Source organism: Streptomyces sp. TLI_053 (assembly GCF_900105395.1).
Classification (GTDB): domain Bacteria; phylum Actinomycetota; class Actinomycetes; order Streptomycetales; family Streptomycetaceae; genus Kitasatospora.
Window position 1 is genome coordinate 9,305,774 of sequence record NZ_LT629775.1, and the last position, 26,401, is coordinate 9,332,174.

The window sequence follows — 26,401 nt, forward strand, 5'->3', positions numbered from 1 at the left end:
CGGCAGGCGTCGCCCCGGGCCGGTGGTTAGCATGGGACTCGCCGAACCAACGGCAGGAATCCGGGCCCGTCCGACTGCGAACGGCCCGCCCCACAGGTGGTCCGTCGGCACCCGACGGGCGGACGCACCCCGGAGGCACAGTGATGGCCGCTGCTCCCGCCGGCGGATCCTCGCGCTACCTGGTGCTGGCGGCGATGATCTTCGCCGTCGCGATGACCTTCATCGACCAGACCATCGTGTCGATCGCCGTGCCGAACATCCAGTACGAGCTGAAGCTGACCAGTACGGGCGTCCAGTGGGCGGTCAACGCCTATCTGCTCACCCTGGCGGCGTTCTTCGCCTTCGGCGGCCGGCTCGCGGACACCGTCGGCCACCGCAGGATGGTGGTGCTCGGTGTGCTGGTCTTCGCGGGTGCCTCGGCCTGCTGCGGCCTCACGCCCACCGGGAGCCTGGCCGAGGCCTGGCTGATCGCCTTCCGGGCCGTCCAGGGCTTCGGCGGGGCGATCATGTTCCCGGCGGCGCTGGCGATCGTGGTGCAGAACTTCGAACTGCGCGAGCGGGGGCGCGCGCTGGCCCTGTTCTTCGGGATCGCGGGCGGTCTGACCGCGATCGGACCGGTCCTCGGCGGCTATCTGACCGAGTGGACCTGGCGTGCCATCTTCTGGGTGAACCTGCCGGTGGCGGCCGTCGCCCTGGTGCTGGTCGCGATCTCCAAGCCGGTGACGGAGAGCCGTCCGGCGCCGATGGACTACCGGGGCCTGGCCCTGATCGCCGGCGGTGTCGCGCTCAGCGTCTTCGGGTTCCAGCAGTCCCAGGTCTGGGGCTGGTCCGACCCCGCGATCGGGATCTGCATCGCGGCCGGGGTCGCGCTGCTGGTCGTCTTCGTGCTCGTCGAGAAGCGCACCGCGTCGCCGCTGATCCAGGTGGACATCTTCCGCATCCGCGCGTTCTCGGTGCAGAACCTGGTGCTCGGCATCTCGATGCTGGTCTTCGTCCCGGTGTTCTTCTTCTCCAGCGAGTACGCGCAGATCGCGCTGGGCGACTCCGCCTCGGAGGCCGGCGTCTTCCTGCTCTGGTTCTTCATCGGCTTCGTGATCGCCTCGCAGATCGGCGGCCGGATGCTCGACCGGGGCGGCGCCAAACGCCCGGTGGTGATCGGGTGCGTCCTGGCCGCGATCGGGTTCCACCTGTGGGCGGGCGACGTGACCTCGCTGAGCTTCGGCGAGCAGCAGTGGGACGTCGTGCTGGCGGGCGCGGGCATGGGCTTCATGCTCTCGCCCGCCAGCACGGACGCGGTCAACCGGGCTTCGCGGCTGTCCTACGGCGAGGCGACCGGGATCACCCAGACGGTCCGCAACTACGCCGCCGCCCTGGGGCTGGCGGTACTGGGCACCGTCCTGGTCACCGACCTGCGGACCCGGCTGACCGATTCCCTGGTGGCCCAGGGGTTGCCGCGGGAGCAGGCGGAAGCCACGGCCGCCCACCTCTCCCAGGTCCAGACGCAGAGCGGTGGCAGCGGTGGAGCGGCGGACATCCCGCAGTTCTTCCGGGACGACTTCGCCCACGCCACCCAGACGGTCTTCCACTGGATGTCGGCCATCATGGCGGTGGCCGCGCTGGTGGCGATCGTCGGCCTCCGCCGGGGTGTGCAGGCCGAGGTCGCCGCGTCGGACCGGGAGAAGTCCCCGCCGAGCGGTCGCGAGGGCGGAGCCTGAGCCGTGCGTGCCTCCGGCCGCGCGGGCGGGGGCGGCCGGTGGAGGGCCGCCCCCGCCGCGAACGGGAGGTGTGCCGTCAGCCCTGGGGCCGGGCGTCCGTGAACCAGCCGAACAGGTCGGCGACGATGTCCGTGCTGCCGACGTGGTTGTAGACGTCGACCTTGCCGTCCGCGCCGACCGGGGTGGTGACGTGGTTGGGCACGGTCCGGCCGGCCAGCAGGTTGAGGTTGCTGGTGCCGGGGCGCGGCGCGCCGTGCGCGTGCACGGTGAGGTAGCTGTCCTCGGTGGTGTTGGTGGACGTCACGTTCAGGACGGCCGCCCGGGCGCCGGCCGGGATGCCGCCGACGACGGTGGTGCTGTCCGGGCCGGGCTTGGCGAACGGCGTGTCGCGGGTGTCGGTCAGACGCACGGGCACGGTCGGCGTGAACCTGGCCCGGCCGTTCGGGGCGTAGTACCCGAAGACGTCGAGGACGACGTGGGTCGAACCGGCGTTGTTGTACACGTCGACGGTGCCGTCCGGACCGACCGGGACGACGACCTGGTTGGACTTGTCCTTGCCGGGCTCCGGGTTCAGGTTGGAGCTGACGGGCTTGGTCCCGCCGCCCGGGTACACCTTGAGGTGGGTGTCGACGGTGGTCCCGGTGCTGGTGAGGTTGAGCACCACGGAGGTGGCGTCGGCCGGGACACCGCCGACGCCCGCGACCTTCACCGCGCGGGTCTCGGCCGGGCCGAGTGCGGCGCTGTCGCGGGTGTCCACCAGCCGGTTCGGCGACAGCGGGGTGAACAGGTCGCCGCCGTTGGGGCGGTAGAAGCCGACGACGTCGACGATCACCTCGGCGCGACCGGCGTTGAGCACGGTGCTGATCCGCTTGGCGTCGCCGATCGGCACGGTGACGAGGTTGGACGAGGTGCGGCCGGCGGCGACGTTCACGTTCGACGTGGTCGGGCGCGTCTGGCCGGTCGGCCAGACGGTGAGGTGGGTGTCCTCGGTGGCCTCGGTGACGGTCACGTTCAGGACGACCGTGGAGACGTTGCCCGGCACGCCGTTCGCCCCGGGCGCGCTACCGGTCGGCAGCGTGAAGGGCACCTCGCGGCCGCCCGTGAGGTCGAGGTTCGCGTCCTCCCGGGTGTCGGCGAGGCGGTACGGCTGGGTGCGCAGGAACCCGGTCGGGGCGTAGGCGGCCCGGAAGGGGTGGGCGGCGGTGCTGGTGCGGCCGGCGGTGTCGGTGACCGTCACGGTGACGGTGTAGTCGCCCGGGGAGGCGTAGCCGTGGACGACCGGGTCCAGGGTGTTCCGGGTGACGGCGGGGGTTCCGTCGCCGTAGTCCAGTACGACCTTGGCCACCTGCCACGGCGAGGAGGTCGACGAGGGGTCGACGCGCACGCCCAGCGGCGGGGCGTCGGAGGTGTCGAACTGGTCCGGCACGACCTGCTGGACGGTGGCGCGGGCGGTCAGCGGCCCGGGGACGGTGCTCTGCACCTGCACCCCGTACCGGCCGGTGAACGGCTGCCCGCCGCCGGTGTCCACGGTGACGTTGGCCTCGAAGGTGCCCGCCCTGGTGTAGGTGTGCTTGACGGAACGGGAGCCGGAGGTGACCGCGGGGGTGCCGTCGCCGAAGTCGTAGCGGTAGCTCATCACCGAGGTCGGCCAGTGGTAGGCCTCCATGCCGGTGGTCGCGGTCAGCGTGATCTCGGTGCCGTAGGGCGCCCGCTGGTGGTCGGTCGTCAGCTGGGCGGTGGTGATCGGCTCCTGGCGCTCGCTCGCGCCGCGGTCGTGGTAGCCCAGGCCGGTGCCGAGGTTCGGCCGGTCCGGGTCGTCGGCCGGGTGCGCGGCCGGTACGAAGCCCGGCGCGTTCTCGTCGGCGGAGTCGACGACCTCGCTGTTCGCGGCGTTGCCGTCCTGCCAGCGCGGCAGTACGTGGTCGCGGGTACCGGCCCGGCCGTCCGTCGCGGCGGCGAGGGACTCGGGCGTGGCGTGCGCGGTGCCGGCCCAGAGGTACGGGGTGCCGTTGCTGAAGCTCGTCCAGTACGGCGCGACGGTGTTGGAGCCGGCCCGGGTGTCCTTCGCCGACAGTGCGGAGACCACGATCTCCGCGCCCGCCGGGTTCGGGCAGTTGTACGGCGCGGTGGGCGAGAAGTGGTTGCGCACCAGGTTGTTGAACAGGTTGGAGCCGGAGGAGCCGCCGGCCAGCTCGATGCCGGCCGTGCAGCCGTCGGCGACCGTGTTGTTGGTCAGGGTCGTCCCGGGGGAGTCGGTGACCTTGATCCCAAAGGCATTGGTGCGGACCACGGTGACCCGGTCGGAACCGGTGACCTGGATCTCCCGCGCGTGCATCGACTCGACGACGACGTCGTGCACGCCGGACAGCCGCACATCGCCGCCCGTCGCGGCGGTGCCGCCCGCCGCGCCCTTGATGGTGATGGGCCGGCCGGGCTCGCCGGACTTCGTGACCACCGTCCCGGAGTCGAACGAGGACCGGGCGACCTCGACGGTCTGCCCCGGAAGCGCCGCGGCGGCGGCCGCGGTGACGGAGCAGAACGGCTTCGCGGCCGTGCCCGTCGCGGCGTCCGAGCACGCCGGGTCCCAGCCGTCGACCCGCAGCACGCCGGGCGCCTCGCCCGTCGGTCCGGCCGGACCGGCGGTGGCGGCGGAGGCCGTGGCGGCGGGCAGGCCGCCGAGCACGGTGACGATGCCTGCGGCGAGCAGGCCCTTGGCACGATTGGGGCGCACGGTGCGGTCCTCCGTGAGGGAGACGGGAGCCCGACCCGTCGGGCACGGGCCCGGTCGGGACGGAACGGCCGGCGTGGATCGCGGGCGGAGCAATTATGACGAGCGCTCCGACGGCGCCCGCCACCGCCCCCGGTCCTGAAGGTCCGTTCGTACCGCGACCTCCCGGTGGCCCGGCCGGGGCGGGCCGTCACCAGGTGCGGCACGGCCGCGCCGAGGGGCGCGGGGCCGCTGTCCGTCCGGCCGCCGCGGACCGGTCGGGAAGGAGGGTGTGGACGGTCTTGCCGCTGCCTGCGTCGAGCGTCAGGGTGAGGCTGTCGGTGAGGGCGGCGACCAGGAGGAGTCCTCGGCCGTGCACGTTCTCCGAGGACAGCGGAAGGACCGTCGGCGCGGTCCGGCTGGTGTCGCTGACGTCGATGCCGATGCCGTGCCGGTGGGAGGTCAGGGTGAGGCGCCCGGGGCCGTCGGTGTGCTGGACGACGTTCGCGGCGAGCTCGGTGACGACGAGCAGCGCGTCGGCGAGCAGGGCGCGGTCGCCCGGGTGGGTGCGGCGCAGGAAGGCGCGGGTGGTCGAGCGGAGCAGTGCCGCGCACCGGGCGTCGTTGGGGAAGGACAGGCAGACGCTGTCCGGGGCGGGGCGGCGGGTCCGGTCCGGGCGGATCGTCGGGGTCTCGGTCGCGGTGTTCATGGTCGGCGGGTCCTTCGTGTCCCGTCCGTCGGTCGGGGCGGGCGGCGGTGGTGTCGTGCGGGTCGCGGCCCCCGAAGGCGGCGTCGCGATCGGGGGCCGGTGGGGCCGGGCCGGCCGGGGCGGGACTGCCGACCCGGCCGGCGACGGGGTGTCAGTGCCGGCAGTTCCAGTAGCCGTCGTGCCAGACCTTCTCCCAGTGGGCGGGCTGCCAGAGGTTCTTCCAGCCGGCCTCGTGCCAGACCTGGTGCCAGTAGCCGTGGTGCCACTGGTGGTGGCCGTCCCACCAACCGGGCTGCCACTGGTTCTGCCACCAGCCGGAGTGCCAGGCCTTCGACCAGTGCCCGGGGACGAGCTTGTTCTCCCACCAGCCGGGGTGCCAGGTGCACGTGCCATGGCCGTGCTGATGCGTCTGGACGGTCGACGTGGCGACCGCCGGGGCCGCGGAGGCCGAGGTGGCGGTGGTCAGGGCGGCGCCGCCGGCCAGCAGGGCGCCGGCCATGGCGACGGCCAGCGGGCGCCGGATTCGCGTTGCGGGCATGGTTGTACACCTCCTTCCTGAGACGTGGTTGCGAGGTGCGGGGGCCGGCCTGCGGGGACTTCCGGGGCCGGGAAACCTTCCTGCCCCTGATTCGCCGCGGCGGCCGGGGCGGATTGCCCGGTTCCGGATCCGGTACCTGTGCCTGCGCGCCTGCGCCGGCCCCAGTGCCGGTCGTCGGACGGGGCCCGGGCCTCGGGCCCGGCCGCGGGAAGGCCGTCGGGGCGCTGGGCAGGCGCGGGAGAGGGCGGACATGGTGCTGTCCCCGGCCACGGGGAGGACCGGGGACAGCGGTACGGGGGAGATCAGGAGGCGGGCATCAGCACCGTGTCGACGATGTAGACGGTGGCGTTGGCGGTCTGCACGTTCCCGCACAGGACCTTGGCGGCGCCGTTGACCGTGAAGTCGGGAGCGCTGCCGGTGGCGGTGACCTCGTGCGTCTCCAGGGTCTTGTGAGCGCCGGTCAGCGTGCTGGGGGAGAGGCGCTGGGGCACGACGTGGTAGGTGAGGATCCGGGTGAGCTTGTCCTTGTCGGCGAGGACCGCGTCGAGGTCCTTCTTCGGCAGCTTGGCGAAGGCGTCGTCGGTGGGGGCGAAGACGGTGATGTCCTTCGCCGAGTTGAGGGTGTCCACGAGTCCGGCCTTGGTGACGGCGCTGACGAGGGTGGACAGCAGCGGGTTGTGGGAGGCCGCCGTGGCGACCGGGTCGGCGGCCATGCCGGCGAAGGAACCGGCGCCGTCCTTGGGCACGGCGGCACAGGCGGCACCGAACGGCTGCCCGGCCGACGCCTTGTCGGCCGCGGGGTCCGCCATGGGGTCCGCCGCGGGGCTCGCCGGGGCGGTGGCCGCGGCCTTGGCGGACGCACCGCCGGCGGTGTCCGACGCCTTGCCCGCGTCGTCCCCGCCGCAGGCGGTGAGGGAGGCGGCGAGCACGCCCGCGACGAGCAGGGCGGCGAGAGGCGTGCGGTGCTGGATGGCGGTCATGGGATTCTTCTCTTCTCGGACGGTGGTGTCTGGTCGCACGCGGCGGAGGGTCCGCCGCGCTTCGGAACGGGTTGTCGGGGTGGTTCAGAGGACCGTGACGACGGTGCTGTGCCAGCCGGTCGCCCCGGAGGGGAAAGGCGGTCTGCGGGTCTCCTCCTGCACGGCCCCGGTGCCGTCGGTGGCGCGGACCTCCAAGCGGTGGGTGCCGGGAGCGGCCGCCGTCCAGGTGTGGTGCCACTGGCGCCACACGTCGGGGCCCGTGTCGGCCGTGAGCCGGGCTTCCTGCCAGGGCCCGCCGTCGACGCGGACCTCGACGGCGGCGATGCCGCGGTGGGTGGCCCAGGCCGTGCCCGCGACGGTGACCTCCCCGGCCCGGACGCGGGCGAAGGCGGCCGGTACGTCGATCCGGGAGGCGGTGCGCACCTCGCCGGTCCGGTCCCAGCCGCGCCGCACCCAGTAGGGGTCGTGCGCGGCGAAGGTGGTCACCTCCAGGTCGACCAGCCACTTGGTGGCGGAGGTGTAGCCGTAGAGGCCGGGGACCACGCTGCGGCAGGGGAAGCCGTGTGCGACGGGCAGCGGCGCACCGTCCATGGCCACCGCGAGCAGCGCGGCACGACCGTCGAGGACGCATTCCAGCGGTGTGCCGATCGTCATCCCGTCCTCGGAGCGGCCGAGCAACTGGTCGGCGCCCGCGCGGACCCCGGCGCGGCGCAGCAGCGCGGGCAGTGGTGCGCCCAGCCAGCGGGTGGTGCCCGCGTAGGGCCCGCCGACCTCGCCGGAGACGCAGGACAGGGTGTGGTCCAGTTCCTCCAGCGGTTGGGCGAGCAGGTCGGCGAAGGACAGCTCCACGGGGTGGTCGACCATGCCGTGGACGCGCAGCGTCCAGTCGCGCGGGTCGATGCGGGGCAGGGTGAGCGCGGTGTCGACCCGGTAGAAGTCGTCGACGGGGGTCCGGAACGGGGGGAGACCGGGGATCGCCGGGCCTTCCCGGGGTGGTGGCGGCGGAAGCGGCCGGGCCGGCGGCGGGAGCGTGAGCGAGGCGCGGACGGCGGAGACGTCGTTGCGCCGGTCGGCCAGCCGGCGCCCGGCGGCGCCGAGGCCGGCGGACAGGACGACGACGGCGCCCGCGGTCAGCGCCTCGCGACGCCCGGGCCGAGCGGCGGGGACGGGAGGCGGGCCGTCGGCGGCCGCGGCCGGGTCGTCGGTGGCCGCCGCGTTGTCGGCGGCGGGTGCGTGCTGTCGGGGGCCGGGCCCTGCGGGCCGCGCGCCCGACGGGGCCGTCCGCCGTGCCGTGAGGAGGGGCAGCACGGCGGCACAGACCAGGGCCGCCGCGAACGGGGGCAGGGCGTCCCAGGGCCCGGCGTCCGGACGGGCCAGCGCCGCCCACACTCCGAGGCCGCCGAACGCGGCGCAGAACAGGACCCCGGTGGCACGGCGCGCGGCGGCCACCGGGCCCAGGACGGCGGCGGTCACGCCCATGGTGGTGTGGATCCCGGCGATCAGGACCGTCTTGTCCCAGGTGCCGAAGGAGCGCACCGCCCATTCCTTGACCGCGGTGGGCGCCAGGTCGATCGCGGCCGAGCCGATCGCGACCACCGGGGCCGCCTGCGGGTGGACGAACGCCGCGGCGACCTCGCCCGCGGCGAGGCCCGCGCAGACGGCGGCGATCCCGCACGCCATCCTGACGGGCAGCGCTGCGTCCGGCGTCCGGGGCCGGTGACGGGGAGTGGTCGCATCGTTGGTCACGTGCTGCATTCGGCGGACCGGCCGGGTCGGATGGGTGAGCCGTCCGGGTTCACCCGATCGAGTGGCAGAGTCGCCCGGATCCCGCTGAGGGCAATCCGCCGGGCCGCCGGACGCGAATAACGTGCGAGCGAAGAAGGACACCGGAAGAGGGACACCGGTGAAGTCCGGAACCGACACGGTTCCCACGAGTACCCGGGAGGCCGACATGCGGGCCGCATCCGCCCGTCCGGCCGGCGCGTGCCCGCGGCACGTCCGTCCGCCCGTCCGCAGGTGCTGCGGGCACCGGAGGCGGCGGCAGTGAGTTCCGTGGTGTTCCTGCACGGCAGGCCGGAGCCGCCGCCCGACCTCAGGTCGGTGATGGCGCGCGTCTCGAAGGGCGACCACCAGGCGTTCGCGGATCTGTACAACGCGGTCGCCGGGCCGGTCTTCGGCCTGGTGCGACGGGTCCTGCGCGACGAGGCCCAGTCGGAGGAAGTGATGCAGGACGTGATGCTCCAGGTGTGGCGCGGCGCGGCCCACTACGACCCCGCCCGCGGGGACGTGATGCCGTGGGTGATGACCATCGCCCACCGCCGTGCCGTGGACCGGGTCCGGTACTGCCGCGCGGCCGCCGAGCGTGACCGCGCCGCGGTCGCCGGCGCACAGGAGACACCCTTCGACGACGTGGCCGAGCGCGCCGAGACCCACCTCGACCACCAGCAGGTGCGGCGCTGCCTGCGCGGTCTGACCGACCTGCAGCGCGAGTCCGTCCTGTTGGCCTACTACCGGGGCCTCAGCTACCGGGAGGTCGCGGAACGGCTGCACACCCCGTTGGGCACCGTGAAGACCCGCATGCGGGACGCCCTGATCCGGCTGCGCGACTGTCTGGGAGTCGGATCATGACGAGCCCCGCCGACGACAACCTCCACCTCCTCACCGGCGCCTACGCACTGGGAGCCGTCGACGACGCGGACGAACGAGCGGCCTTCGAGGCCCACCTGACCGGCTGTGCCGCCTGCGAGGAGGAGACGGCGGGCTTCGGTGAGGCGCTCGCCCTCCTCGGTGCCGACCGGAGCGTCCCGCCCCCGCCCGAACTGCGCGCCCGGGTCCTGGCCCGCCTTCCGTACGAGCGCCAGGAGCCGCCCGCTCCTCCCGTGCCGCCGTCGCCGCGGGCGGCTGCCCCGCCGGGGCCGGCCCGCCGTCGGACCCCCTCGCGCCGGTGGCCCCGCCTCGCCCTGGCCGCCTCCCTCACCGCGGCCACCACGCTCGGCGCCCTCGCCGTGGAGCAGCACGACCAGGTGCAGCGGGAGCGCGCCACCGCGGAGCAACTGCGCGTCCGGCAGGCGGCCTTCGGTGAACTGCTGACCGCGCCCGACGCCCGGGTGAGCACCACCGCCGGGCCCGGCGGCCACGGGACCGGCACCGTCGTGTGGTCGGCCGGCCGCAACCAGGCCGGTTTCCTCGCCGCCGGGCTTCCCGCCCCGGCGCCGGGGCGCGTCTACGAGCTCTGGCTCGACCGTCAGGGGACCTTCGCGCCGGCCGGCCTGCTGGCGGACGGCGACGGCGCGCTCCTCCTCACCGCACCCCTCGACGGGGCCCGCGCCGTCGGTGTCACCGAGGAGCCGGCCGGAGGATCCGACCGCCCCACCACCCAGCCGGTCATGGCGCTGCCTCTCGGCCGCGCCCGTACCGCCTGAGTGGCGGGGAGGCCGACCGCTCAGCGCAGGCCGGCGAAGAGGTCGTCCTCGGGAAGGGCGGCGCCGGTGGTGTCCTGGACCCGGACGAAGGTCTCCACGCCCATCAGCTCGGTGAACTTCTCCTTGCCCATCTTCAGGAAGAAGATGTTCTCGCCCTGGCTGGCGTGCGCGGCGAGCGCGTCGAACTTCTGGCCGCCGAACCCGGTGGTGTCCACCCAGGTGGTGATCTCCTCGTCGGGGAGGCCGATCTCGGGCATTTCCGGCTCCTCGGCGCCGGGCTCCTCCCAGTCGCCGCCGAGCTCGCGCATGACCTCGCCGAAGCGCGCCATCATCGAGCGCGGTGCCGTCGTCCAGTAGAGCTTCGGCGTCGCGCCGGCCAGCTCCAGCGCCCGCGACGTGATGCGGTTGGCCTGGATGTGGTCGGGGTGGCCGTAGAAGCCGTTCTCGTCGTAGGTCACGACCACGTCGGGCCGGTACGTCCGGATCAGCTCGGCGAGGCGGGCGGCGGCCTCGTCCACCGGCGTCGTCCAGAACGAGCCGGGCGCGTCGTTGGCGGCCCAGCCCATCATCCCGGAGTCCGCGTAGTCGAGCATTTCGAGGTGGTCGACCTTGAGGACCTCGCAGCTCGCCTCGAGCTCCTGACGGCGCATCGCGGCGACGGCGGCCGGGTCGTGGCCCGCCTCCCCGGGCTTGACACCTCCCGGGCCGTCTCCGCAGGCGCCGTCGGTACAGGTGACGAGTACCGTCCGGATGCCCTCGGCCGCGTAGCGGGCGAGCACGCCGCCGGTACCGGTGGCTTCGTCGTCGGGGTGGGCGTGCACGGCCATCAGCGTCAGGGGCCGGTCGGTCATGGGAATCGTCCTTCGGTCTGCCGGGTGTTCGGCCTCAGTGTGCGGCACGGGTCCGACAGCGGGCGGCCGCCGTGCCTCTGATCGACTGTTGGGAACGACGGGGCCGCTGCCCCTATTCCGGTGCACCGCGTCCCCTCGCGGGTAAGCGCCGCGGTGGTGGCGGGGCCCCGTTCCCGCCGGCTCAGCCGGCCGCCCGGCGGAGGCCGTCGAGGACGAGGTCGAGGCCGAACTCGAACTCGTCGCCGTAGCTGTAACCGGGCCGCATGACATGGGCGGTCGCTATCTCCGTGAGGTACGGGTACTCGTCGTCGCCGAGGCCGTCGAGGATGCTGTGCGCGAGTTCGGCGGTCTCCTCGGGGGAGTCGAAGGGCAGCGTCTTCTCCTGCAGCGCGAATCCGTAGACGTAGCTGTCCAGGACCGAGACGGCGTGGGCGGTCAGCGGGAGGGAGAAACCGCTCCGGCGCAGGCAGCCGAGGACGGCGTCGTGGTGGCGCAGCGTGGCCGGTCCCGGGGTGGAGCGGGACTCCATCAGTCCGATCGCCCAGCGGTGGCGGGACAGCGCGAGGCGCATGGAGAGGGCCCGCTGCCGCATCGCCCGGTGCCAGTCGTCACCCGGGGCGGGCAGGTCCACCTCGGCGAAGACCAGGTCGACCATGCCGTCGAGCAGGGCCTCCTTGTTGGCGACGTGGTTGTACAGGGACATCGCCTCGACCCCGAGGGCCTCGCCGAGCCTGCGCATGCTGAGCGTCTCCAGGCCGCGGGTGTCGGCGAGTTCGACGGCGGCCAGCAGCACCCGATGACGGGTGAGCGTCCGGCGCGGTGGCTGCGGCGAGGACGGGGGAGGGTGCGGGGTCACTGTCCGTGGTCACTTTCTGGTGATGCGCCTGGTGCCGTCGACGGCGTTGACGAGCTTACGCCGTAAGTGCTGTACTTACGGCGTAAGTCGCCTGCTTACAGCGTAAGTGGGCGAAGCGAGGAGGCAGGAGCGGTGACCATGAGGACGACCGACGGGACCGGGACGATGACGGCCGTCGTGCAGGAGGGCTACGGCACCGATCCCGAGGCCGTGTTCCGCACGGCGCGGATCCCCCGGCCGTCCGTCGGACCGGGCGAGGTGCTGGTGCGGGTGCTGGCCTCCAGCGTGGACCGGGGGACCTGGCACATGATGGCCGGGCTGCCGTACGCCGTCCGGCCCGTGAGCGGGCTGCGCGGGCCGAAGCTGCCCAACCCCGGCCGCGCCCTCGCCGGTGTGGTCGAGGAGGTCGGCCGTGAGGCGGCCGGGTTCGCGCCCGGCGACGAGGTCTACGGCACGGCCGTCGCGGCCTTCGCCGAGTACGCCGTCACCCGCCCCGACCGGATCGCGCCCAAGCCGGGCGGACTGGGCTTCGAGCAGGCGGCGACGGTCCCCGTGAGCGCGCTCACCGCGCTCCAGGCGGTCCGTGACCGGGCGGAGGTCCGGCCGGGCCAGGAGGTCCTGATCACCGGGGCGGCCGGCGGCGTCGGGACCTTCGCCGTCCAGATCGCCCGCTCCCTCGGCGCCCGGGTCACGGCTGTCGCGAGCACCGCCAAGCTCGACGCGGTACGGGCCCTGGGCGCCGAGCACGTGCTCGACTACACCCGTGACGACTTCCTGGCCGGCCCGCGGCGCTACGACGCCGTCGTGGACATCGCGGGCAACCGGACCCTGCGCGATCTGCGCCGGGCCCTCACGCCCCGGGGCAGGCTCGTCATCACCGGCGGCGAGACGAACGGCCGCTGGCTCGGCGGTACCGACCGTCAGCTGCGCGCGCAGCTGCTGTCCCCGTTCGTCGGCCAGCACCTGGGCACCTTCATCGCCTCGGAACACGCGGACGGCCTGCGCGACCTGACCGCCCTGATCGGGACGGGTGCCGTCACCCCCGTCCTCGCCGGCGTCCACCCCCTGGCCGAGACCGCCGCCGCCGTCCGCCGCCTCCTCGACGGCCGGGTCACGGGAAAGCTGGCCCTCGCCGTCCCCGCACCGTGACGCCGACGCGCCCGCCCGGCTCCGACACGCTCCGACCGGAGCCGGGGCGGCTGCCGCTCCCTGCCCGGTCCCTGCCCGCTCGCTGCTCGCTGTGCCGTCGTCCGCCGTGCTGCCGTGCTGCCGTGCCGCCGTTCCCGCCGTCGACCGGGCGTCCGGCGGCATCGCGGTCGGATCGGCGCCGACGTGCAACCTTTGCGGCCGTACGGGGGTGAGTAGGGCGGAGCGGCGGTCCGGTGGGGCCGCCGCGCGGATCGCGGAGAGGAGCGGTATGACCGCGAGTGCAGTACCCGTACCGGTGGAGGACCGGTCCCGGTCGGTCGCCGGACCGACCGCCGGACCGCCTTCCCGGGCGGCTGCCGGGGAGGGCTCCGGTGTGCGGGAGCTCGGCTTCGAGGGGTTCGCCGCCACGCGCTGGCGGCGGCTGGTGCGTACCGCCTACCTGCTGACGGGGGACCACCACGAGGCCGAGGACGTGGTGCAGGCCACGCTGGCGAAGGTGTTCCGGAGCTGGTCCCGGATCAGCCGGCTGGACGAGCCGGACGCCTATGTGCACCGGGCCCTGGTGAACAACAACCTGACCCGCCACCGGCGGCGCCGGGTCAGGCAGCTGCTCGTGCCCGTCCTGCCCGAGCGGGCGCACAGCGCGGGCGCCGGCCATCGGGACGTCGAGGAGCGCTCGGTGCTGCTCCAGGCGCTGGCGGAACTGCCGCCGCGCCAGCGGGCCGTCGTCGTCCTGCGCTACTGGGAGGACATGAGCGAGCAGCAGGTCGCCGAGGTGCTCGGCTGCTCGGCGGGCAATGTGAAGAGCCAGGCCAGCCGGGGCCTGGCGAAGCTGCGCGGGCATCCGGCGCTGGCCCCGTACGCGGTGGGGACCGGTTCGACGATCGAGGGCACGAGCGGAGACAACAGGTGATGGACACCGAGGACATGGTGCGGGGCGCGCTCCGGGGGGAGGCCGACGGGCTCACCGTGGGGGCCTGGTCGGCCGCGGCCGTGCAGGTCCACGTGCGCCGGCAGCGGCGGGGCCGCCGTTTGGCGCTGGGTGTGTCCGCCGTGGCGGCCGCGCTGGTGGTGGGCGGTACAGGTGTGGTCCTGTCGGCGGGGGACGGGGCCCGGGGGGTGGCGCCGGCGGCGCACCCCCTGCCGGCACCGTCCGGGCCGGCACCCGAGGCCGTGGTCGTGGAGCCGGGCCAGCAGGTGCCGCTGGGCCGTGAGGACTGGTGGATGCAGCTGAAGGACAAGGAGATCTGCATTCACGACCCCGTCGCCTACAAGAACAGCCAGGAGTGCGGCGGGTTCTCCTGGGCGGGAAGCGCGACCGAGATCACCATGCAGTACCTCGGGACGGGCCCGGACTACCAGGAGGGCCTGTACAACCTCGTGTACCGGGGGCCCGGGCGGGTGGCCTCGATGGCGGTCGAGCTGGAGGGTCAGGGGCACTGGGCGACCGTCGCCTCGCTCCCCGGCGACCCGGGTTTCGCCAGCGGCATCTACTGGGGGCCCGCGCTCAAGGACTCCAGCGGTCCGGGCGGCTACCCGCTCGGAGGTGTCCGGCTGGCCGCGTACGACGCCGAGGGAAGGGTACTGGCGAGCACCACGCTGTCGTCCTGAGACGGCATCGGCCACGCCGGGGCACGCGGAGCGGTCCGTGGGTCCCGGCGTGGATCCGTGCGCGCACGGCAGTGCGCTACGGTCGACCGCATGCCGGGCCCGGTCCGGGCCGGTCGGTGCCGGCCCGGCGCACCCGTACCGAGGCGGCGTCGACGATCGCCGACGTCCAGTCCGGTTCACCACAGGCACCCGGCCTGTCCGGAGCGGCCCGGTGCAGGCGGCACCACAGCCCGGCCCTGGTCCAGGCGGAGAAGCGCCGGTGCGCGGTGGCCGGTGAGACCCCGAAGGTCGGTGGCAGCTGCCGCCACGGGCATCCGCTGGTCAGGACGTAGACCACGGCGGCGAACACGGCCCGCTCGTCCAGCGGCGCGGTGCCACCGCCCTGGCGACGCGTCGCGAACGACGGCAACAACGGCGCGACCTGGTCCCACAGGCCGTCGGGGACCAGTCGCAGCGACAGATCAGCGCCCACGGAGTCATGATGCCCGCGGAGCACCCCGATCCCACGTCATTATTGTCATGAACGTTACGAGTATTGGCCGTGTCGGCGTCCCCGTTCGGTGCCGGTCGGGCCCGGGCCCGGGTCCGGTGCCGCTCCCGGGCCGGTGCCGCTCCTGGGCCGGCTCAGCGCCGGTCCAGCCAGCCGGCCGCCTCCGTCGCCCAGTAGGTGAGCACGATGTCGGCGCCCGCGCGGCGGATCCCGGTGAGCGACTCCAGTACCGCGCGCTCCCGGTCGATCCAGCCGTTCGCCGCCGCCGCCTCGAGCATCGCGTACTCGCCGGACACCTGGTAGGCGGCCACCGGCACGTCGGAGAGGTCCTTCACCGCCCGGAGGACGTCCAGGTACGCCGTGGCCGGCTTCACCATGATCATGTCGGCGCCCTCGGCCAGGTCCAGCCGGGCCTCCCGCAGGCCCTCCCGCGCATTGGCCGGATCCTGCTGGTAGGTCCTGCGGTCGCCGACGAGCTGCGAGTCGACCGCCTCCCGGAACGGCCCGTAGAAGGCGGACGCGTACTTCACCGCGTAGGCGAGCACCGCCGCCTCGGCGCGGCCCGCCCGGTCCAGCGCGGCCCGGATCGCGGCCACCTGGCCGTCCATCATGCCGCTCGGCGCGACGACGTGCGCCCCGGCCTCGACCTGCGCCACGGCCATCTCGGCGTAGATCCGCAGCGTGCGGTCGTTGTCCACCGCGCCGTGCTCGTCGAGCACCCCGCAGTGGCCGTGCTCGGTGAACTCGTCGATGCAGACGTCGCCGATGATCACCGTCCCGTCGCCCACCTCGGACCGCACGTCGCGCAGCGCCGTGTTGAGCACGCCGTCCGGATCGAGGCCGCGCGAGCCGTCCGCGTCGTACTCCAGCGGGATCCCGAAGAGGATCACTCCGCCGACTCCGGCCTCCACGGCCTCGACCACCGCCTTGCGCAGGGAATCGCGCGTGTGCTGGACGACACCGGGCATCGAGCCGATCGGAACCGGTTCGGTGGCGCCCTCATTGACGAACAGGGGCAGCACCATGTGGCGCGGCTCCAGAGTGGTCTCGGCGACCAGTCGTCGCAGGGCGGGGGTTCGCCGAAGCCGTCGCGGCCGCTGTTCCGGAAACACCGATGTCCTCCTCGGGGTCGACTGCGGTCCAGCCTACGACCGTCCCGGCCCGCGGCCGGACACCACCACCCGGGTGCCGCAGCGGAGTTCGGCCCTTCGGCCCGGCCCCGCGGAAGCGCCGCCCGGGCCGCCGCGCCATCGGCCCCGCACCCCGCCCGGGGCCGTCCTTCGACCACGACCGGCCAAGTTGTGGAGACCGAGAGCCACTTGGAGCGATCACAAGCTCCGTGCACGTTTTTCCGCCTAGGCTCATTCCCGGACACGAGGGAGTGAATCCGTGCGAACCGAGTTAGCACCCGAGACCGGGACCACCGACAGGCGAGCCGTCCGGCACGCGCTGCTGATAGCGCTGGCGAACGGGATCGGCTATCTGCCCTTCGCCCTGACCATCCCGATCCTGCCCGGCCACGTCACCGGCCGGCTGCACGGCGGCCCGGCCGAGGTCGGCGCGGTCATCAGCGGCTACGCGCTGACCGCGCTGCTCGCCCGCCCGGTGTCGGGCGTGCTGATGAACCGCCTCGGCACCCGGGCCCTGACGATCGGCGGAACGGTGCTGACCGCGCTCGCCACGGTCTGCTACCCGCTCGCCGGCTCGATCACCGAACTCATCGGCCTGCGCATGCTGCTGGGCGTCGGCATGGGTGTGATGCTGGCCGCGGTCGGGGTATGGCCGGTGCAGCTCGTCGCCGAGGACCGGCAGGGCTGGGCGCTGGGTCTGGGCGGCACGGTGAACTACGTGGCCATCGGGCTGGGCGCGCCGCTGGGATCCCTGATCGAGCACCTGGTGGGCACGGCGACCACCTTCGTGATCGCGGGACTGGTCGCCCTGCTCGTCGTCCCCATCGCGCTGTACGTGCCCGAGGTGAGACTCTCCTCGACCTCCGAACGGGCCGGTGCCGAGCAGGGCCGGGCCGCGCTGCTCGGCGTCGTGCTGCCCAGCGTCGCGCTGGTCTTCACCGCGTTCGGCTTCGCGGCGGTCTCCAGCTTCGCGGTCGCGAAGTTCGACGCGCTCGGCGTCGCCGGGGGCGCGGTCGTGGTCACCGCCTACTCCCTGACCGTGGTACTGCTGCGGGTGGCGGGCAGCTGGATCCGCTGGGAGGCCACCCGGCCGGTGGAGCTCGCGGGCCTGTTCCTCGTCGAGGCCCTGGGGGTCGCGCTCCTCGGGACGGCGGACGGCCTCGGCCTGGGCGTGGTCGGCGGCGTGCTCATCGGGGTGGGCATGTGGCAGATCTACCCGATGCTGGGCCTGTTCGTGGTGCGCTCGGTCAGCGAACGCCGGCGCGCCACGGCACTGTCGACCTTCGGCGCCTGCTTCACGGTGGGCCTCGCGGCCGGCAGCGGCTCCCTCGGACTGGTCGCCGGGGCAGCCGGGTACCGGACGATGTTCCTCGTCTGCGCGGCCTGTGTCGGCCTGGGCATGCTGGTGGCCGTGGCGGCGGCCCGGGTGGCGCGGATCGACTGACCCCGCCGGTTCCGGGGCGGTACCGGCGGGGTCGGTCGATGTCGGTGCGGGTCCCGCGCTGCGGGTCAGGTCGGGGCGGCCGGTGGGGTCACCGCCCGGCCTCGACGAGTTGTCGGACGTACGCGACGAAGCCCGCCGCCGTCGAGTGCTCGTAGAGCTGCTTCGGTGACACCCTCGGCAGGTCCCGTTCCCGCATCTCGGCGAGGACCCGGACGACCAGCAGTGAGTTCCCGCCCAGGGTGAAGAAGTTGTCCTGCGGGCCCACCTGGGTGTTCAGGAACTTGCTCCAGATGCTCAGGACGTCGTCGGTGATCCGGTCGGAGGCGGGCGGTCCTCCCTGGGTGTCGGGGCGCCTTCGGGCGCCGGCCGGGGTGTCGGCGGAGCCCTGGCGCGGATCGGGCAGGCCGGAGACGTCCGGCTTCCCGTTGATCGTGAGCGGGATCGCGGCGACCACCGTGATCGTGGTGGGCATCATGTAGTCGGGAAGTTTCGCCCTGGCGTGCGCGAGGACCTCCGCCGGGTCAGCGGGTCGGTCGGGACCAGCGGTCCGGCCCGGGGCAGTGGTCCGGTCCGGCGCCGCGTCCAGGACCACGTAGGCGTCGATCCGGCTGCTCGCCGGGTCGTCCGGATCGTCCCGGTCGACCACGACGGCCGCCGCCGTCACCCGGGGAGCGCCCAGCAGCACGGTCCGGATCTCGTCCAGTTCGATGCGGTGCCCGCGCAGCTTGACCTGGTTGTCCAGCCGGCCGAGGTGGTCGAGGCGGCCGTCCGGGCGCAGCCGTCCCTTGTCGCCGCTGCGGTAGACGCGTTCACCGGTCGCCCCGTCGAGGGCGAACCGCTGCCCGGTCAGCTCCGGCAGGCCGAGGTACCGGTCGGCCACACCCGCGCCGCCGACCCAGATCTCACCCGGGGCGCCGGGCGGCAGCACCCGTCCCCGCTCGTCCCGGACGGACACCGACCAGCCCGGCAGCGGACGGCCGACCGACCGCGATCCCGCCGCGACCTCCTGCGGGGTCACCGTCTGGGCGGTCACGTGCACGGTGGTCTCGGTGATGCCGAACATGTTGACCACCCGGCAGTCGGAGGCCGGGTGCCGGGCGAACCAGGGCGCCAGCATGCGCACGTCGAGCGGTTCGCCGCCGAAGACGACCAGCCGCAGGGCCAGTTCCCGCCGGAGGCGTTGATCGGTGCGGACGAGCTGCGCGAACGCCGACGGTGTCTGGTTCAGCACCGTGACGCCCTGCTCGGCCAGCAGCTCGTAGAACTCCTCGGTGTCGCGGGTGGTCCAGTAGGGCACCACGACGAGGCGTCCGCCGGTGAGCAGGCAACCCCAGATCTCCCAGACGGAGAAGTCGAAGGCACTGGAGTGGAACAGCGTCCAGGTGTCGTCCGGGCCGAGCGCGAAGTCCTCGGCGGTCGCACGCAGCAGCGCCAGCACGTTGCGGTGCGGCACCACCACACCCTTGGGCGTGCCGGTGGAGCCGGAGGTGTAGATCACGTAGGCGGGACCGTCACCCCGATCGCCGCTCGGGTCGGCAGGGTTTCCGCCGGTCGTCGCCCGGTCCGCCCCGAGCTCCGTCAGCGCCGCCGGGGACAGCAGCCGCACCCCGGGAACCGACGGGAAGTCCGCGGCGGCGGTGACCACGACGGGCACCTCCGCGTTCTGCGTGGTGAAGCGCAGTCGCTGCGCCGGGTAGCGGGGATCCATCGGCACGTACGCACAGCCCGCCTTGAGCACGCCGAGCAGGGTGACGACCAGATCGGCGTCCCGTTCCAGGCAGACGCCGATCGGGCTGCCCGGCGCGACGTCCAGTGCGGACAGGCCGGCCGCCACCGCGTCCGCCCGGTCGTTCAGCTGCCGGTAGGTCAGCCGGTCGCCGTCGGCCACCAGGGCCACGGCGTCCGGCCGGGCGGTGGCCACCTGTTCGAAGGCGCGGTCGATCCGCCCCGGGACGGGAACCGTGTCGGCCGCTCCGCCCGCCCGCAGGATCGCGTCGCGTTCGGTGGGCGGCACCAGCTCCAGTTCGGCGATCGGCAGCGTTGCGGGCGCGTGCGCCAACTGGCGGGCCAGATGCGCCGCATGTGCGCAGAACTGCTGCGCGACGGAGGCGTCCACGCTGCCCCGGTCGAACCGGCAGGTCGCGTGGGAGGCGCCCCGGTCCAGTTGGACGGTGAGGGGGAAGGGCGGGACGAGGGCGGCGGTGTAGTCGCCCTCCTCGAAGGCGGGGCCCAGAACGACCCCGACCGCGGGCGGGTCCTGCGGTGCGGTCGGCGTGACGGCCGGGTCCTGCGGTGCGGTCGGCGTGACGGCCGGGTCCTGCTCGAACCGGCGGAGGAACTCCGCGGCGGAGCAGTCCGGGTGCTCCTCCAGCGCGTGCACACGGACGACTTCACCGCTGCCGCTGTCGTCGTCGTGGGTGTCGACGCCGGTGCCGGGCCCGCCATCGAGGTCCAACACACCGAACTCGGTGCGGTCCCCACCGGCGTACCGGCTCAGGGCCAGGGCGATCGCGGGCAGCAGGAGCCGTTCGGCCGGTTCGCCGAGGCCGCCGAGATCGATCCGTGCGCTGCCGACGAATCCTCGCAACTCCGGTTCGCCCGAGCCCCATTCGAGCCCGCGGCGTTGTGCGGGGTCCGGCCGTTCCGCGCCGCCGGGCCGGGGCGGGGCGGCGGGCGGCACACCGGGAAGGACGCCGCCCTCCTCGGCGGCCCGGCCCAGCACCCGCCGGGCGATCCGCCGGAGCGCGGCCGGCGGGACCACCGCGCGGACGGCCACCAGGACCAGGTCGGCCGTCCCGTCGGTGTACCGCAGGGCCACCGCCCGCAGTGGAGGGCCCTCCCGGTGGATCGGCCGCGAGGACTCGGCGCGTCTGCGGTGCTCCGCCGTCGGCTCGTCCGCGTCGCTGGGTACCGGGGTCTGCCAGATCCGGAACGGACCGGGCACCGCTCCGGACAGCAGGTGCTGCGGGTCCGCGCCGGTGGGGAGCCGCAGCACCAGGCTGTGACACCCGGCGGCGGGTTCGTCGATCGTCGATGTCGTCACGGGGGCCTCCTGGTCACCGGGAGTCGTCGGGGGTCGTCGGGAGCAGTCGGGGGTCGTCGGGGAAGCAGTGGTCGTCGGGAAGGCAGCGGTCATCGGGACGTGAAGCCGCCGTCGACGGTCAGCACGCTGCCGGTGACCTGGCGGGAATCGTCCGCGGCGAGCCACAGGGCTGCGCCCGCGATGTCGGACGGCTCGATCAGCGCGTTCATCGGCTGGTCCCGGACGAAGATCTGCTCGTGCTCGGCGACCGGGACCTCCAGGGAACGGGCGATCTCGGCGAGCATCCGGCCCTCCAGCACCGGGTCGTCCCGGACCGACCCGGGGCAGAGCGCGTTCACCCGGACCCGCATCGGGGCGTAGTCGAGGGCCGCGGCCCTGGTCAGCCCGATCAGCCCGTGCTTGGCCGCGACGTAGCTCGCGAAGTGCCGGTACCCGACCGTGCCGGCGGTCGAGGAGATGTTGATGATGCTGCCGGCCCGGCGGTCGACCATCACCGGTGCGACCGCCTTCATCATCCGCCAGGCGCCGGAGAGGTCGACGTCGAGCATGAGCGACCACTCGCGCTCGGTGATGTCGTGGGCGATCTTCCCGGACGGCGAGGCGATCCCGGCGTTGTTGACCAGTACGTCCACGGTGCCGAACCGGTCGAGTGCCCGGTCGACCGCCAGTGCGCACTGCCGGGCGTCCCGTACGTCGACGGCGGCCGTCACGGTCGCGGCGCCCGCGCGCTCGCACAGGGCGGCCGTGTGCTCCAACTGGCCGGTCGATCCCAGCGGATAGGGCACGTCGGGGAGATCCCGGGTGATGTCCAGCAGCAACAGGTCGGCCCCCTCCTCGGCGAACCTGACCGCGCAGGCGCGGCCGAGGCCGCGGGCCGCACCGGTGACGATCACCGTCCTGCCGGTCAGCCTCACCTCGTGCTCGCGGCCGTCAGGCGCAGCAGCCGTTCCGGATCGTCCACCAAGTACATGTGACCGCCCGGGAGTTCACGGTAGGAGAACGGACCGGTCGTGGTCCCGGCCCACTGTTCCGCCTGCGCCCGGGAGACGAGCCCGTCCTGCTCGCCGCGCAGGGCGGTGACCGGCACGGAGAGCGGATCGGTGCGGGTGGGCCGGTAGTTCTCGTGCAGCTCGACGTCGGCGCGGAGGATCGGGAGCAGGACCTCGACGAGTTCGGGGTCGTCGAAGGCCGCGTGCCGGTAGCCGGCGAAGCGCTGCACCCCGGCGATGAACTCCTCGTCGGCCAGGCCGGTGGCCCGCTCGGTCCGCCCGTCCTGCGGCCCCGGCGATCCACTGACGAACAGGTGGCGCAGCCCGGGGTGACCGATCCGCTCGAGTTCCCCGGCGATCTCGTAGGCGAGCACCGCGCCGAGGCTGTGGCCGAACAGCGCGAGCTCCGCCCCCTCGCCGGCGTCGGCCAGGATCCTCGGTGTCAGCTCGGCGACGGCGTCGGCGACCTTGGCGAACGGGTCGTCCAGGAATCGTTCCTCGCGCCCCGGCAGCTGGACCGGAAGCAGCCTGACACCCGGTATTTCGAGCTTTTCCCATTCCCGGAAGAAACCGGCGCCACTGCCCGCGAAAGGCAGGCAGGCGAGAACCGTCGATTGTGCACTCATGGGGCCTCATCCTTCTTCGTCATGCACGAAGTTTCCTGATAACCAAGTCCCGGTGCCGCTCGGCAGCGTAACCCACGGACGGCTCCACCGACCACGATCCGTCGGTGCGGGTGGCCGATGGTCGACGGCGGCTGTCGGTCCGTGGCACCGGTCGGGGGGTTCGCCGAACGGACTGCCGGTCCGGCGCCACCGGCACTCGGGCTACCCAACACCCGGCCCCCCGCAAACCTCGGCTCTCGTCGGTGCGTTGGCCCGGGCCGCCGCTCGGTGGAGTGTCGACGAACCGCCCCCCGTGCCGTCCGACCCGGCCTTCGCGCGGCCCGCTCCTTCCGTTCGGGAGGTACGCGTCCGGAGGACCGTGTCTCACGTGGTGCCCGGTCCTCCGCCGCCCACCGCCCGGCGGGGAATGCGGAGCGGCCGGTCGAATGGGCCCCGCCGTTGCTCCGGTCCGCCGTCGAGTTCATGCTCCGGAGATGCCACATGAGACATTGTCAAATGCGTGATGGGACGGCGGACAAACGGTGACGGAGCTTGTTCCGGCCGGAGCCGGCGTGCTTAGACTTGCGGATATGGTGGATCACCACGGAGTGCGTCGGGAAAGCTTCCAGGGTTTACGGGATTTATCGGACCGGGTGGTGTGATGACTTCTTCGCGCTGGGCGATATTCACTGATCATGAAAACGGGCGCGGGCGGGGAGTGGGGCGATGAGCATCCACGAACCGCCGGTCACCCGGACCGAGCGGATACTCGCCGAGATCTGGTGCGAGGTGCTCGAACTCGACGAGGTCGGTGTGCTCGACAACTTCTTCGAGGTCGGCGGGTACTCGATGCTCATGCAACTGGTGCGGGCGCAGATCGCGGAACGCACGGGTGTCCGGCCGACCTTGCCCGAACTGTTCATCCACTCCACGATCCGGTCGTGCGCCGCCTTCCTCGACGGATCGCCTGCGGAGGGATCGGCCGCGGGCAGCTCGGCGAAGGACGGTGCGGGGAAGGGCGGTGCGGCCACCGCCGGTACGACCGATCGGTGGGACAACGGCCCGTCAACCGATGGCAGTTCGGACCGCGACACGGCCCGGGAGGCGGTCCGCGACACGGACATCGCCGTCATCGGGCTCGCCTGCCGCTTCCCGGACGCGGTCGACGTCGACCGGTTCTGGGACAACCTCGTGTCCGGCGTGGACAGCATCAGCCGCTTCCCCCCGAAGAGCATCCCCGGCCCCGGCGGAGGCAAGCGCGAGTACGTGCCCGCACGTGGCCTGCTGCGGGAGCCGGAATGGTTCGACGCCGGCTACTTCGGCTACACCCCGCGCGAGGCCCTGCTCACCGATCCCCAGCACCGGGTCCTGCTGGAGTGCGCGGTCGAGGCGATCGAGGGCGCCGGCTACGACCCGGACCGGTTCCCGGGCCTGATCGGCGTCTACGCCGGGTGCAGCCTCTCCTCCTACACGGAGACCCTGCGGGCCGCACAGCGGGAGGACCGGTCGATCACCACCTGGGACATTCTGATGGGCACCACCGGCGACTACCTGGCCAGTCGCATCGCCTACAAGCTGGGGCTGCGCGGGCCGACCGCCAACGTTCAGGCGGCGTGCGCCACTTCGCTGTACGCGGTGCATTTCGCCGCGCGTGCCCTGCTCGCCGGGGAGTGCGATCTCGCGCTGGCGGGCGGCAGTTCGGTGCGGCTGCCGGCCGAGCTGGACAACTACCGGGTCGGCGGGATCACCTCGCCGTCCGGCGTCTGCAGCCCGTTCGACACCGCCGCGGACGGGGTGGTCGGCGGTCAGGGGTGCGGCATCACCGTGCTGAAGCGGCTGGCCGAGGCCGTCGCCGACGGCGACCACATCCATGCCGTGCTGCGTGGTTCCGCGGTGAACAACGACGGCAGGGACCGTGCGGGGTTCACCGCGCCGGGAGTCCGGGGTCAGGTCGAGGTGGTCCGGGCGGCCCAGCGGGCCGCGGGCGTCACCCCCTCGTCCGTCACCTACGTCGAGGCGCACGGCACCGGCACCCGGGTCGGGGACCCGATCGAGGTCGCCGGGCTGAACCAGGCGTTCGACGACGGGCAGCCCCGCGAGGAGCCGTGCCTGCTCGGCTCGGTGAAGGGCAACATCGGGCACCTCGACGCCGCCGCCGGTATCGCCGGGTTCGTCAAGACGGTGCTCGCCGTGGAACGCGGGACGGTCCCGCCCAGCCTGCACTACTCCGTGCCCAATCCGGACATCGACTTCGCGGCGGGCCCGTTCGTCGTGGCCACCGAGCCCACCCCGTGGGCGCCCGCCGGGCAGCCGCGGCGGGCCGGTCTCACGGCCCGCGGTCTCGGCGGCAACAACGCGCACATCGTGCTGGAGCAGCCGCCCGCACCACCGCCGCGCGCGAAGACCGGGGACCACCAGGTGCTGGTGCTGTCCGCGCACACCCCGGCCGCCCTGGACGAGCTGACGGCCCGGCTCGCCGGCCGGCTGGCCGACCGCCCGGACCTCGAACTGCGGGACGTGGCCTGGACCTTGCAGGTCGGCAGACGGCTGCACGGGTACCGCCGGTTCGCCGTGGTGCGCGACCGGCAGGACGCCCTGCGGGTGCTCCTCGGGGGCGCCCCGGAACGCCTGGTCGGCGGTGAACACGCCAGGGACGGGCGGGCCGTGGCGCTGCTGGTGCCGCGGCAGGCCGATGCCGAGGCGGTGCGGCACTGGCAGGCCCTCGGTCTCCACCCGGACCTCACGCTGGGGCCGGACACGGACGATGCCGCGATCGGGTCCGCGCTGGACACCCCGGGCCGGGTGTTCCTGGACCTCGGCGTCCCGGGCGCGGCCGCACGGCTGCGGGAGCACCCGCGGTGGACGCCGGACCACCTCGTCGTCACGGTCACCGACCCGCTGGCGGCGCTCGGTGAGCTGTGGCTCGCCGGGCTGCCCGTCGACTGGGCCGCGGCCCGCACGGGGCCGGTGCGGCGGGTGCCCCTGCCCGGCTACCCGTTCCAGCGGCAGCCCTACCTGCTGGAGGCGGAGCCCACCGGTCAGCCGTCCCCGTCCGTTCCCGAGGCCGGGCCGAACACCGAGCGGACGGTGTCGATGCTGTTCACCGAGATGCTCGGCCTGCCGGAGGTCGACCCGGAGGACAGTTTCTTCGACCTCGGCGGGGACTCGCTGGTGGCGAACGAGCTGGTGGGAAGGCTCGAACTGCTGCTGCCGGTACGGCTGGAGGCGCGGGCGATGTACGACGCGCCGTCGGTGCGGGAGTTCACCGCCCTGGTCGAGGAGCAGCTGCGCGGCGCGGCGGTGCGCGGTGACTGAGATCCGGGTGATCGAACGCCCCGCGCCGGCCACCGCCGTCGCCACCCTGTACTGCTTCCCGCACGCGGGCGGCGCGGCGGGGGAGTACGCGCGCTGGGCGGCGTACACGCCCGGCCTGCGCCTGGTGGCCGTCCAGCCGCCGGGCCGGGCGCACAACCTCGGCGCACTGGCGTTCACCGCGATGCCGGAGCTCGTCCGGGAGGTCCTCGCCAAGGTGCGGTTCACCCCGCCGTTCGCCCTGTTCGGCCACAGCCTCGGCGCGCTCGTCGCGTTCGAGGTGGCCAGGGCCCTGGGCACCGGGCCGACCCGGCTGTTCGTCTCCTCCTGTCCGCCGCCGCCGCTGTCCGTGTCGGACCCGCCGCTGCACCGGCTGGACGATCCCGGGCTGCACGCCGAGATCGAACGGCGCTGGGGACCGCTGCCGGCCGGCACTGGAGCCGACCGGGACCTGCTGGCCGCCGCGCTGGCCTGCTACCGCGCGGACCTCCAGGTGCTGGAGACCTACGAGCACGTGCCCGGCCCCCGGCTGCGGTGCCCCGTCACCGCCCTGGCCGGTGCGGGGGAGTCGGAGGGAGCGGAGTGGACGGCCGGCTGGCGGGACCTCACCGACGGGGCCTTCGCCGCGCACGAGCGGCCGGGAGGCCACTTCCACACCCGGGACGACCTCGACGGGCTCGGCCGGCTGCTCGGCGACACGGTGCGTGCCGACCTGATCCGGGCCGAGCGCGGTACGAGCAGGTGAGAGCGGCGGGGCCGTGCCGGCGGGGGCTGCCGCCCGCCGGCACGGCCCCGCGCGGCTGGTCGACAGGGACTCGGCTGCGGGACGACGACACCATGGAGGCAGAGC

Annotated in this window: 21 protein-coding genes; 9 read left to right on the forward strand and 12 right to left on the reverse strand. The window is 73.8% G+C overall.

All coding sequences use genetic code 11. The features are described from left to right. Positions 1-143: 143 nt before the first annotated feature. A complete protein-coding gene (locus BLU95_RS38650) occupies positions 144-1,715 on the forward strand; it encodes an MFS transporter (RefSeq protein WP_093864125.1) in 1,572 nt (523 codons plus the stop codon). A gap of 76 nt (positions 1,716-1,791) precedes the next feature. On the opposite strand, the gene BLU95_RS38655 is transcribed toward BLU95_RS38650, so the two are convergent. The 5 genes from BLU95_RS38655 to BLU95_RS38670 all read right to left on the reverse strand — a co-directional run bounded on the left by BLU95_RS38655 (position 1,792) and on the right by BLU95_RS38670 (position 8,404). Then, a complete protein-coding gene (locus BLU95_RS38655; protein ID WP_093864126.1) occupies positions 1,792-4,446 on the reverse strand; it encodes a PKD domain-containing protein in 2,655 nt (884 codons plus the stop codon). 187 nt (positions 4,447-4,633) lie between these two features. After that, a complete protein-coding gene (locus BLU95_RS42745; protein ID WP_159425201.1) occupies positions 4,634-5,131 on the reverse strand; it encodes an ATP-binding protein in 498 nt (165 codons plus the stop codon). Positions 5,132-5,282: 151 nt separating this feature from the next. Beyond that, positions 5,283-5,669, reverse strand: a complete 387-nt coding sequence (locus BLU95_RS42750) for a hypothetical protein (RefSeq protein ID WP_159425202.1) — start codon at positions 5,667-5,669, stop codon at positions 5,283-5,285. A gap of 302 nt (positions 5,670-5,971) precedes the next feature. Next, positions 5,972-6,649, reverse strand: a complete 678-nt coding sequence (locus tag BLU95_RS38665; protein WP_093864128.1) for a fasciclin domain-containing protein — start codon at positions 6,647-6,649, stop codon at positions 5,972-5,974. Positions 6,650-6,733: 84 nt separating this feature from the next. Next, on the reverse strand, positions 6,734-8,404 hold the full coding sequence (locus tag BLU95_RS38670; protein WP_353653525.1) for a molybdopterin-dependent oxidoreductase: 1,671 nt from the start codon (positions 8,402-8,404) through the stop codon (positions 6,734-6,736). Between the two features lie 288 nt (positions 8,405-8,692). Between BLU95_RS38670 and sigK the strand changes: the two genes are divergently transcribed. Together sigK and BLU95_RS38680 are read left to right on the forward strand one after the other, a co-directional pair. Continuing rightward, entirely contained in the window at positions 8,693-9,277 is a 585-nt protein-coding gene (gene sigK / locus BLU95_RS38675) for an ECF RNA polymerase sigma factor SigK (RefSeq protein WP_197698674.1), read from the forward strand. Beyond that, positions 9,274-10,071, forward strand: coding sequence for an anti-sigma factor (locus BLU95_RS38680; RefSeq protein ID WP_093864130.1), 798 nt, complete (start codon positions 9,274-9,276; stop codon positions 10,069-10,071). Before sigK ends, BLU95_RS38680 begins: the two co-directional genes overlap by 4 nt. 20 nt (positions 10,072-10,091) lie before the next feature. On the opposite strand, the gene BLU95_RS38685 is transcribed toward BLU95_RS38680, so the two are convergent. Both BLU95_RS38685 and BLU95_RS38690 read right to left on the reverse strand, forming a co-directional pair. Next, entirely contained in the window at positions 10,092-10,922 is an 831-nt protein-coding gene (locus BLU95_RS38685; RefSeq protein WP_093864131.1) for a PIG-L family deacetylase, read from the reverse strand. A gap of 181 nt (positions 10,923-11,103) precedes the next feature. After that, positions 11,104-11,778, reverse strand: coding sequence for a TetR/AcrR family transcriptional regulator (locus tag BLU95_RS38690; protein WP_093864132.1), 675 nt, complete (start codon positions 11,776-11,778; stop codon positions 11,104-11,106). Positions 11,779-11,916: 138 nt separating this feature from the next. Between BLU95_RS38690 and BLU95_RS38695 the strand changes: the two genes are divergently transcribed. The 3 genes from BLU95_RS38695 (at position 11,917) to BLU95_RS38705 (ending at position 14,538) form a co-directional block, all read left to right on the forward strand. Then, entirely contained in the window at positions 11,917-12,927 is a 1,011-nt protein-coding gene (locus BLU95_RS38695) for an NAD(P)-dependent alcohol dehydrogenase (RefSeq protein ID WP_231978114.1), read from the forward strand. Positions 12,928-13,195: 268 nt separating this feature from the next. Continuing rightward, entirely contained in the window at positions 13,196-13,840 is a 645-nt protein-coding gene (locus BLU95_RS38700) for a SigE family RNA polymerase sigma factor (RefSeq protein WP_093864133.1), read from the forward strand. Continuing rightward, on the forward strand, positions 13,840-14,538 hold the full coding sequence (locus BLU95_RS38705) for a hypothetical protein (RefSeq protein ID WP_093864134.1): 699 nt from the start codon (positions 13,840-13,842) through the stop codon (positions 14,536-14,538). Before BLU95_RS38700 ends, BLU95_RS38705 begins: the two co-directional genes overlap by 1 nt. 76 nt (positions 14,539-14,614) lie before the next feature. Here BLU95_RS38705 and BLU95_RS38710 read toward each other — a convergent pair whose 3' ends face one another. Both BLU95_RS38710 and hemB read right to left on the reverse strand, forming a co-directional pair. Beyond that, positions 14,615-15,010: a transposase gene (locus BLU95_RS38710; RefSeq protein ID WP_159425203.1), complete on the reverse strand. Its 396-nt coding sequence runs from the start codon at positions 15,008-15,010 to the stop codon at positions 14,615-14,617. A gap of 152 nt (positions 15,011-15,162) precedes the next feature. Beyond that, entirely contained in the window at positions 15,163-16,140 is a 978-nt protein-coding gene (gene hemB / locus BLU95_RS38715) for a porphobilinogen synthase (RefSeq protein WP_093864136.1), read from the reverse strand. A 277-nt stretch (positions 16,141-16,417) separates the two neighbouring features. On the opposite strand from hemB, the gene BLU95_RS38720 reads away from it, so the two are divergent. Beyond that, the gene (locus BLU95_RS38720) at positions 16,418-17,602 is read left to right on the forward strand and encodes an MFS transporter (protein ID WP_093864137.1); all 1,185 of its coding nucleotides are present in this window, start codon (positions 16,418-16,420) and stop codon (positions 17,600-17,602) included. 88 nt (positions 17,603-17,690) lie between these two features. Here the strand turns inward: BLU95_RS38720 and BLU95_RS38725 are convergent, their stop codons facing one another. The 3 genes from BLU95_RS38725 to BLU95_RS38735 form a co-directional block, all read right to left on the reverse strand. After that, complete coding sequence (locus BLU95_RS38725) at positions 17,691-20,645, reverse strand: non-ribosomal peptide synthetase (RefSeq protein ID WP_093864138.1); 2,955 nt, start codon at positions 20,643-20,645, stop codon at positions 17,691-17,693. An 89-nt stretch (positions 20,646-20,734) separates the two neighbouring features. After that, positions 20,735-21,559, reverse strand: coding sequence for an SDR family oxidoreductase (locus BLU95_RS38730; protein ID WP_093864139.1), 825 nt, complete (start codon positions 21,557-21,559; stop codon positions 20,735-20,737). Beyond that, on the reverse strand, positions 21,556-22,260 hold the full coding sequence (locus tag BLU95_RS38735) for a thioesterase II family protein (protein WP_093864140.1): 705 nt from the start codon (positions 22,258-22,260) through the stop codon (positions 21,556-21,558). Before BLU95_RS38735 ends, BLU95_RS38730 begins: the two co-directional genes overlap by 4 nt. A gap of 705 nt (positions 22,261-22,965) precedes the next feature. On the opposite strand from BLU95_RS38735, the gene BLU95_RS38740 reads away from it, so the two are divergent. Together BLU95_RS38740 and BLU95_RS38745 are read left to right on the forward strand one after the other, a co-directional pair. After that, positions 22,966-25,554 carry a type I polyketide synthase gene (locus BLU95_RS38740; RefSeq protein WP_093864141.1) on the forward strand — a complete coding sequence of 863 codons (2,589 nt, stop codon included), beginning with the start codon at positions 22,966-22,968 and terminating at the stop codon, positions 25,552-25,554. Further along, positions 25,547-26,296: a thioesterase II family protein gene (locus BLU95_RS38745; RefSeq protein ID WP_093864142.1), complete on the forward strand. Its 750-nt coding sequence runs from the start codon at positions 25,547-25,549 to the stop codon at positions 26,294-26,296. Before BLU95_RS38740 ends, BLU95_RS38745 begins: the two co-directional genes overlap by 8 nt. Positions 26,297-26,401 lie beyond the last annotated feature (105 nt).

Bases quoted from the DNA above. Each gene is read 5' to 3' on its own strand.
- BLU95_RS38650 (WP_093864125.1), top strand. From the start codon at position 144: ATGGCCGCTGCTCCCGCCGGCGGATCCTCGCGCTACCTGGTGCTGGCG.
- BLU95_RS42745 (WP_159425201.1), bottom strand. From the start codon at position 5,131: ATGAACACCGCGACCGAGACCCCGACGATCCGCCCGGACCGGACCCGC.
- BLU95_RS42750 (WP_159425202.1), bottom strand. From the start codon at position 5,669: ATGCCCGCAACGCGAATCCGGCGCCCGCTGGCCGTCGCCATGGCCGGC.
- BLU95_RS38665 (WP_093864128.1), bottom strand. From the start codon at position 6,649: ATGACCGCCATCCAGCACCGCACGCCTCTCGCCGCCCTGCTCGTCGCG.
- BLU95_RS38670 (WP_353653525.1), bottom strand. From the start codon at position 8,404: ATGCAGCACGTGACCAACGATGCGACCACTCCCCGTCACCGGCCCCGG.
- BLU95_RS38680 (WP_093864130.1), top strand. From the start codon at position 9,274: ATGACGAGCCCCGCCGACGACAACCTCCACCTCCTCACCGGCGCCTAC.
- BLU95_RS38685 (WP_093864131.1), bottom strand. From the start codon at position 10,922: ATGACCGACCGGCCCCTGACGCTGATGGCCGTGCACGCCCACCCCGAC.
- BLU95_RS38695 (WP_231978114.1), top strand. From the start codon at position 11,917: ATGAGGACGACCGACGGGACCGGGACGATGACGGCCGTCGTGCAGGAG.
- BLU95_RS38700 (WP_093864133.1), top strand. From the start codon at position 13,196: ATGACCGCGAGTGCAGTACCCGTACCGGTGGAGGACCGGTCCCGGTCG.
- BLU95_RS38705 (WP_093864134.1), top strand. From the start codon at position 13,840: ATGGACACCGAGGACATGGTGCGGGGCGCGCTCCGGGGGGAGGCCGAC.
- BLU95_RS38735 (WP_093864140.1), bottom strand. From the start codon at position 22,260: ATGAGTGCACAATCGACGGTTCTCGCCTGCCTGCCTTTCGCGGGCAGT.
- BLU95_RS38740 (WP_093864141.1), top strand. From the start codon at position 22,966: ATGAGCATCCACGAACCGCCGGTCACCCGGACCGAGCGGATACTCGCC.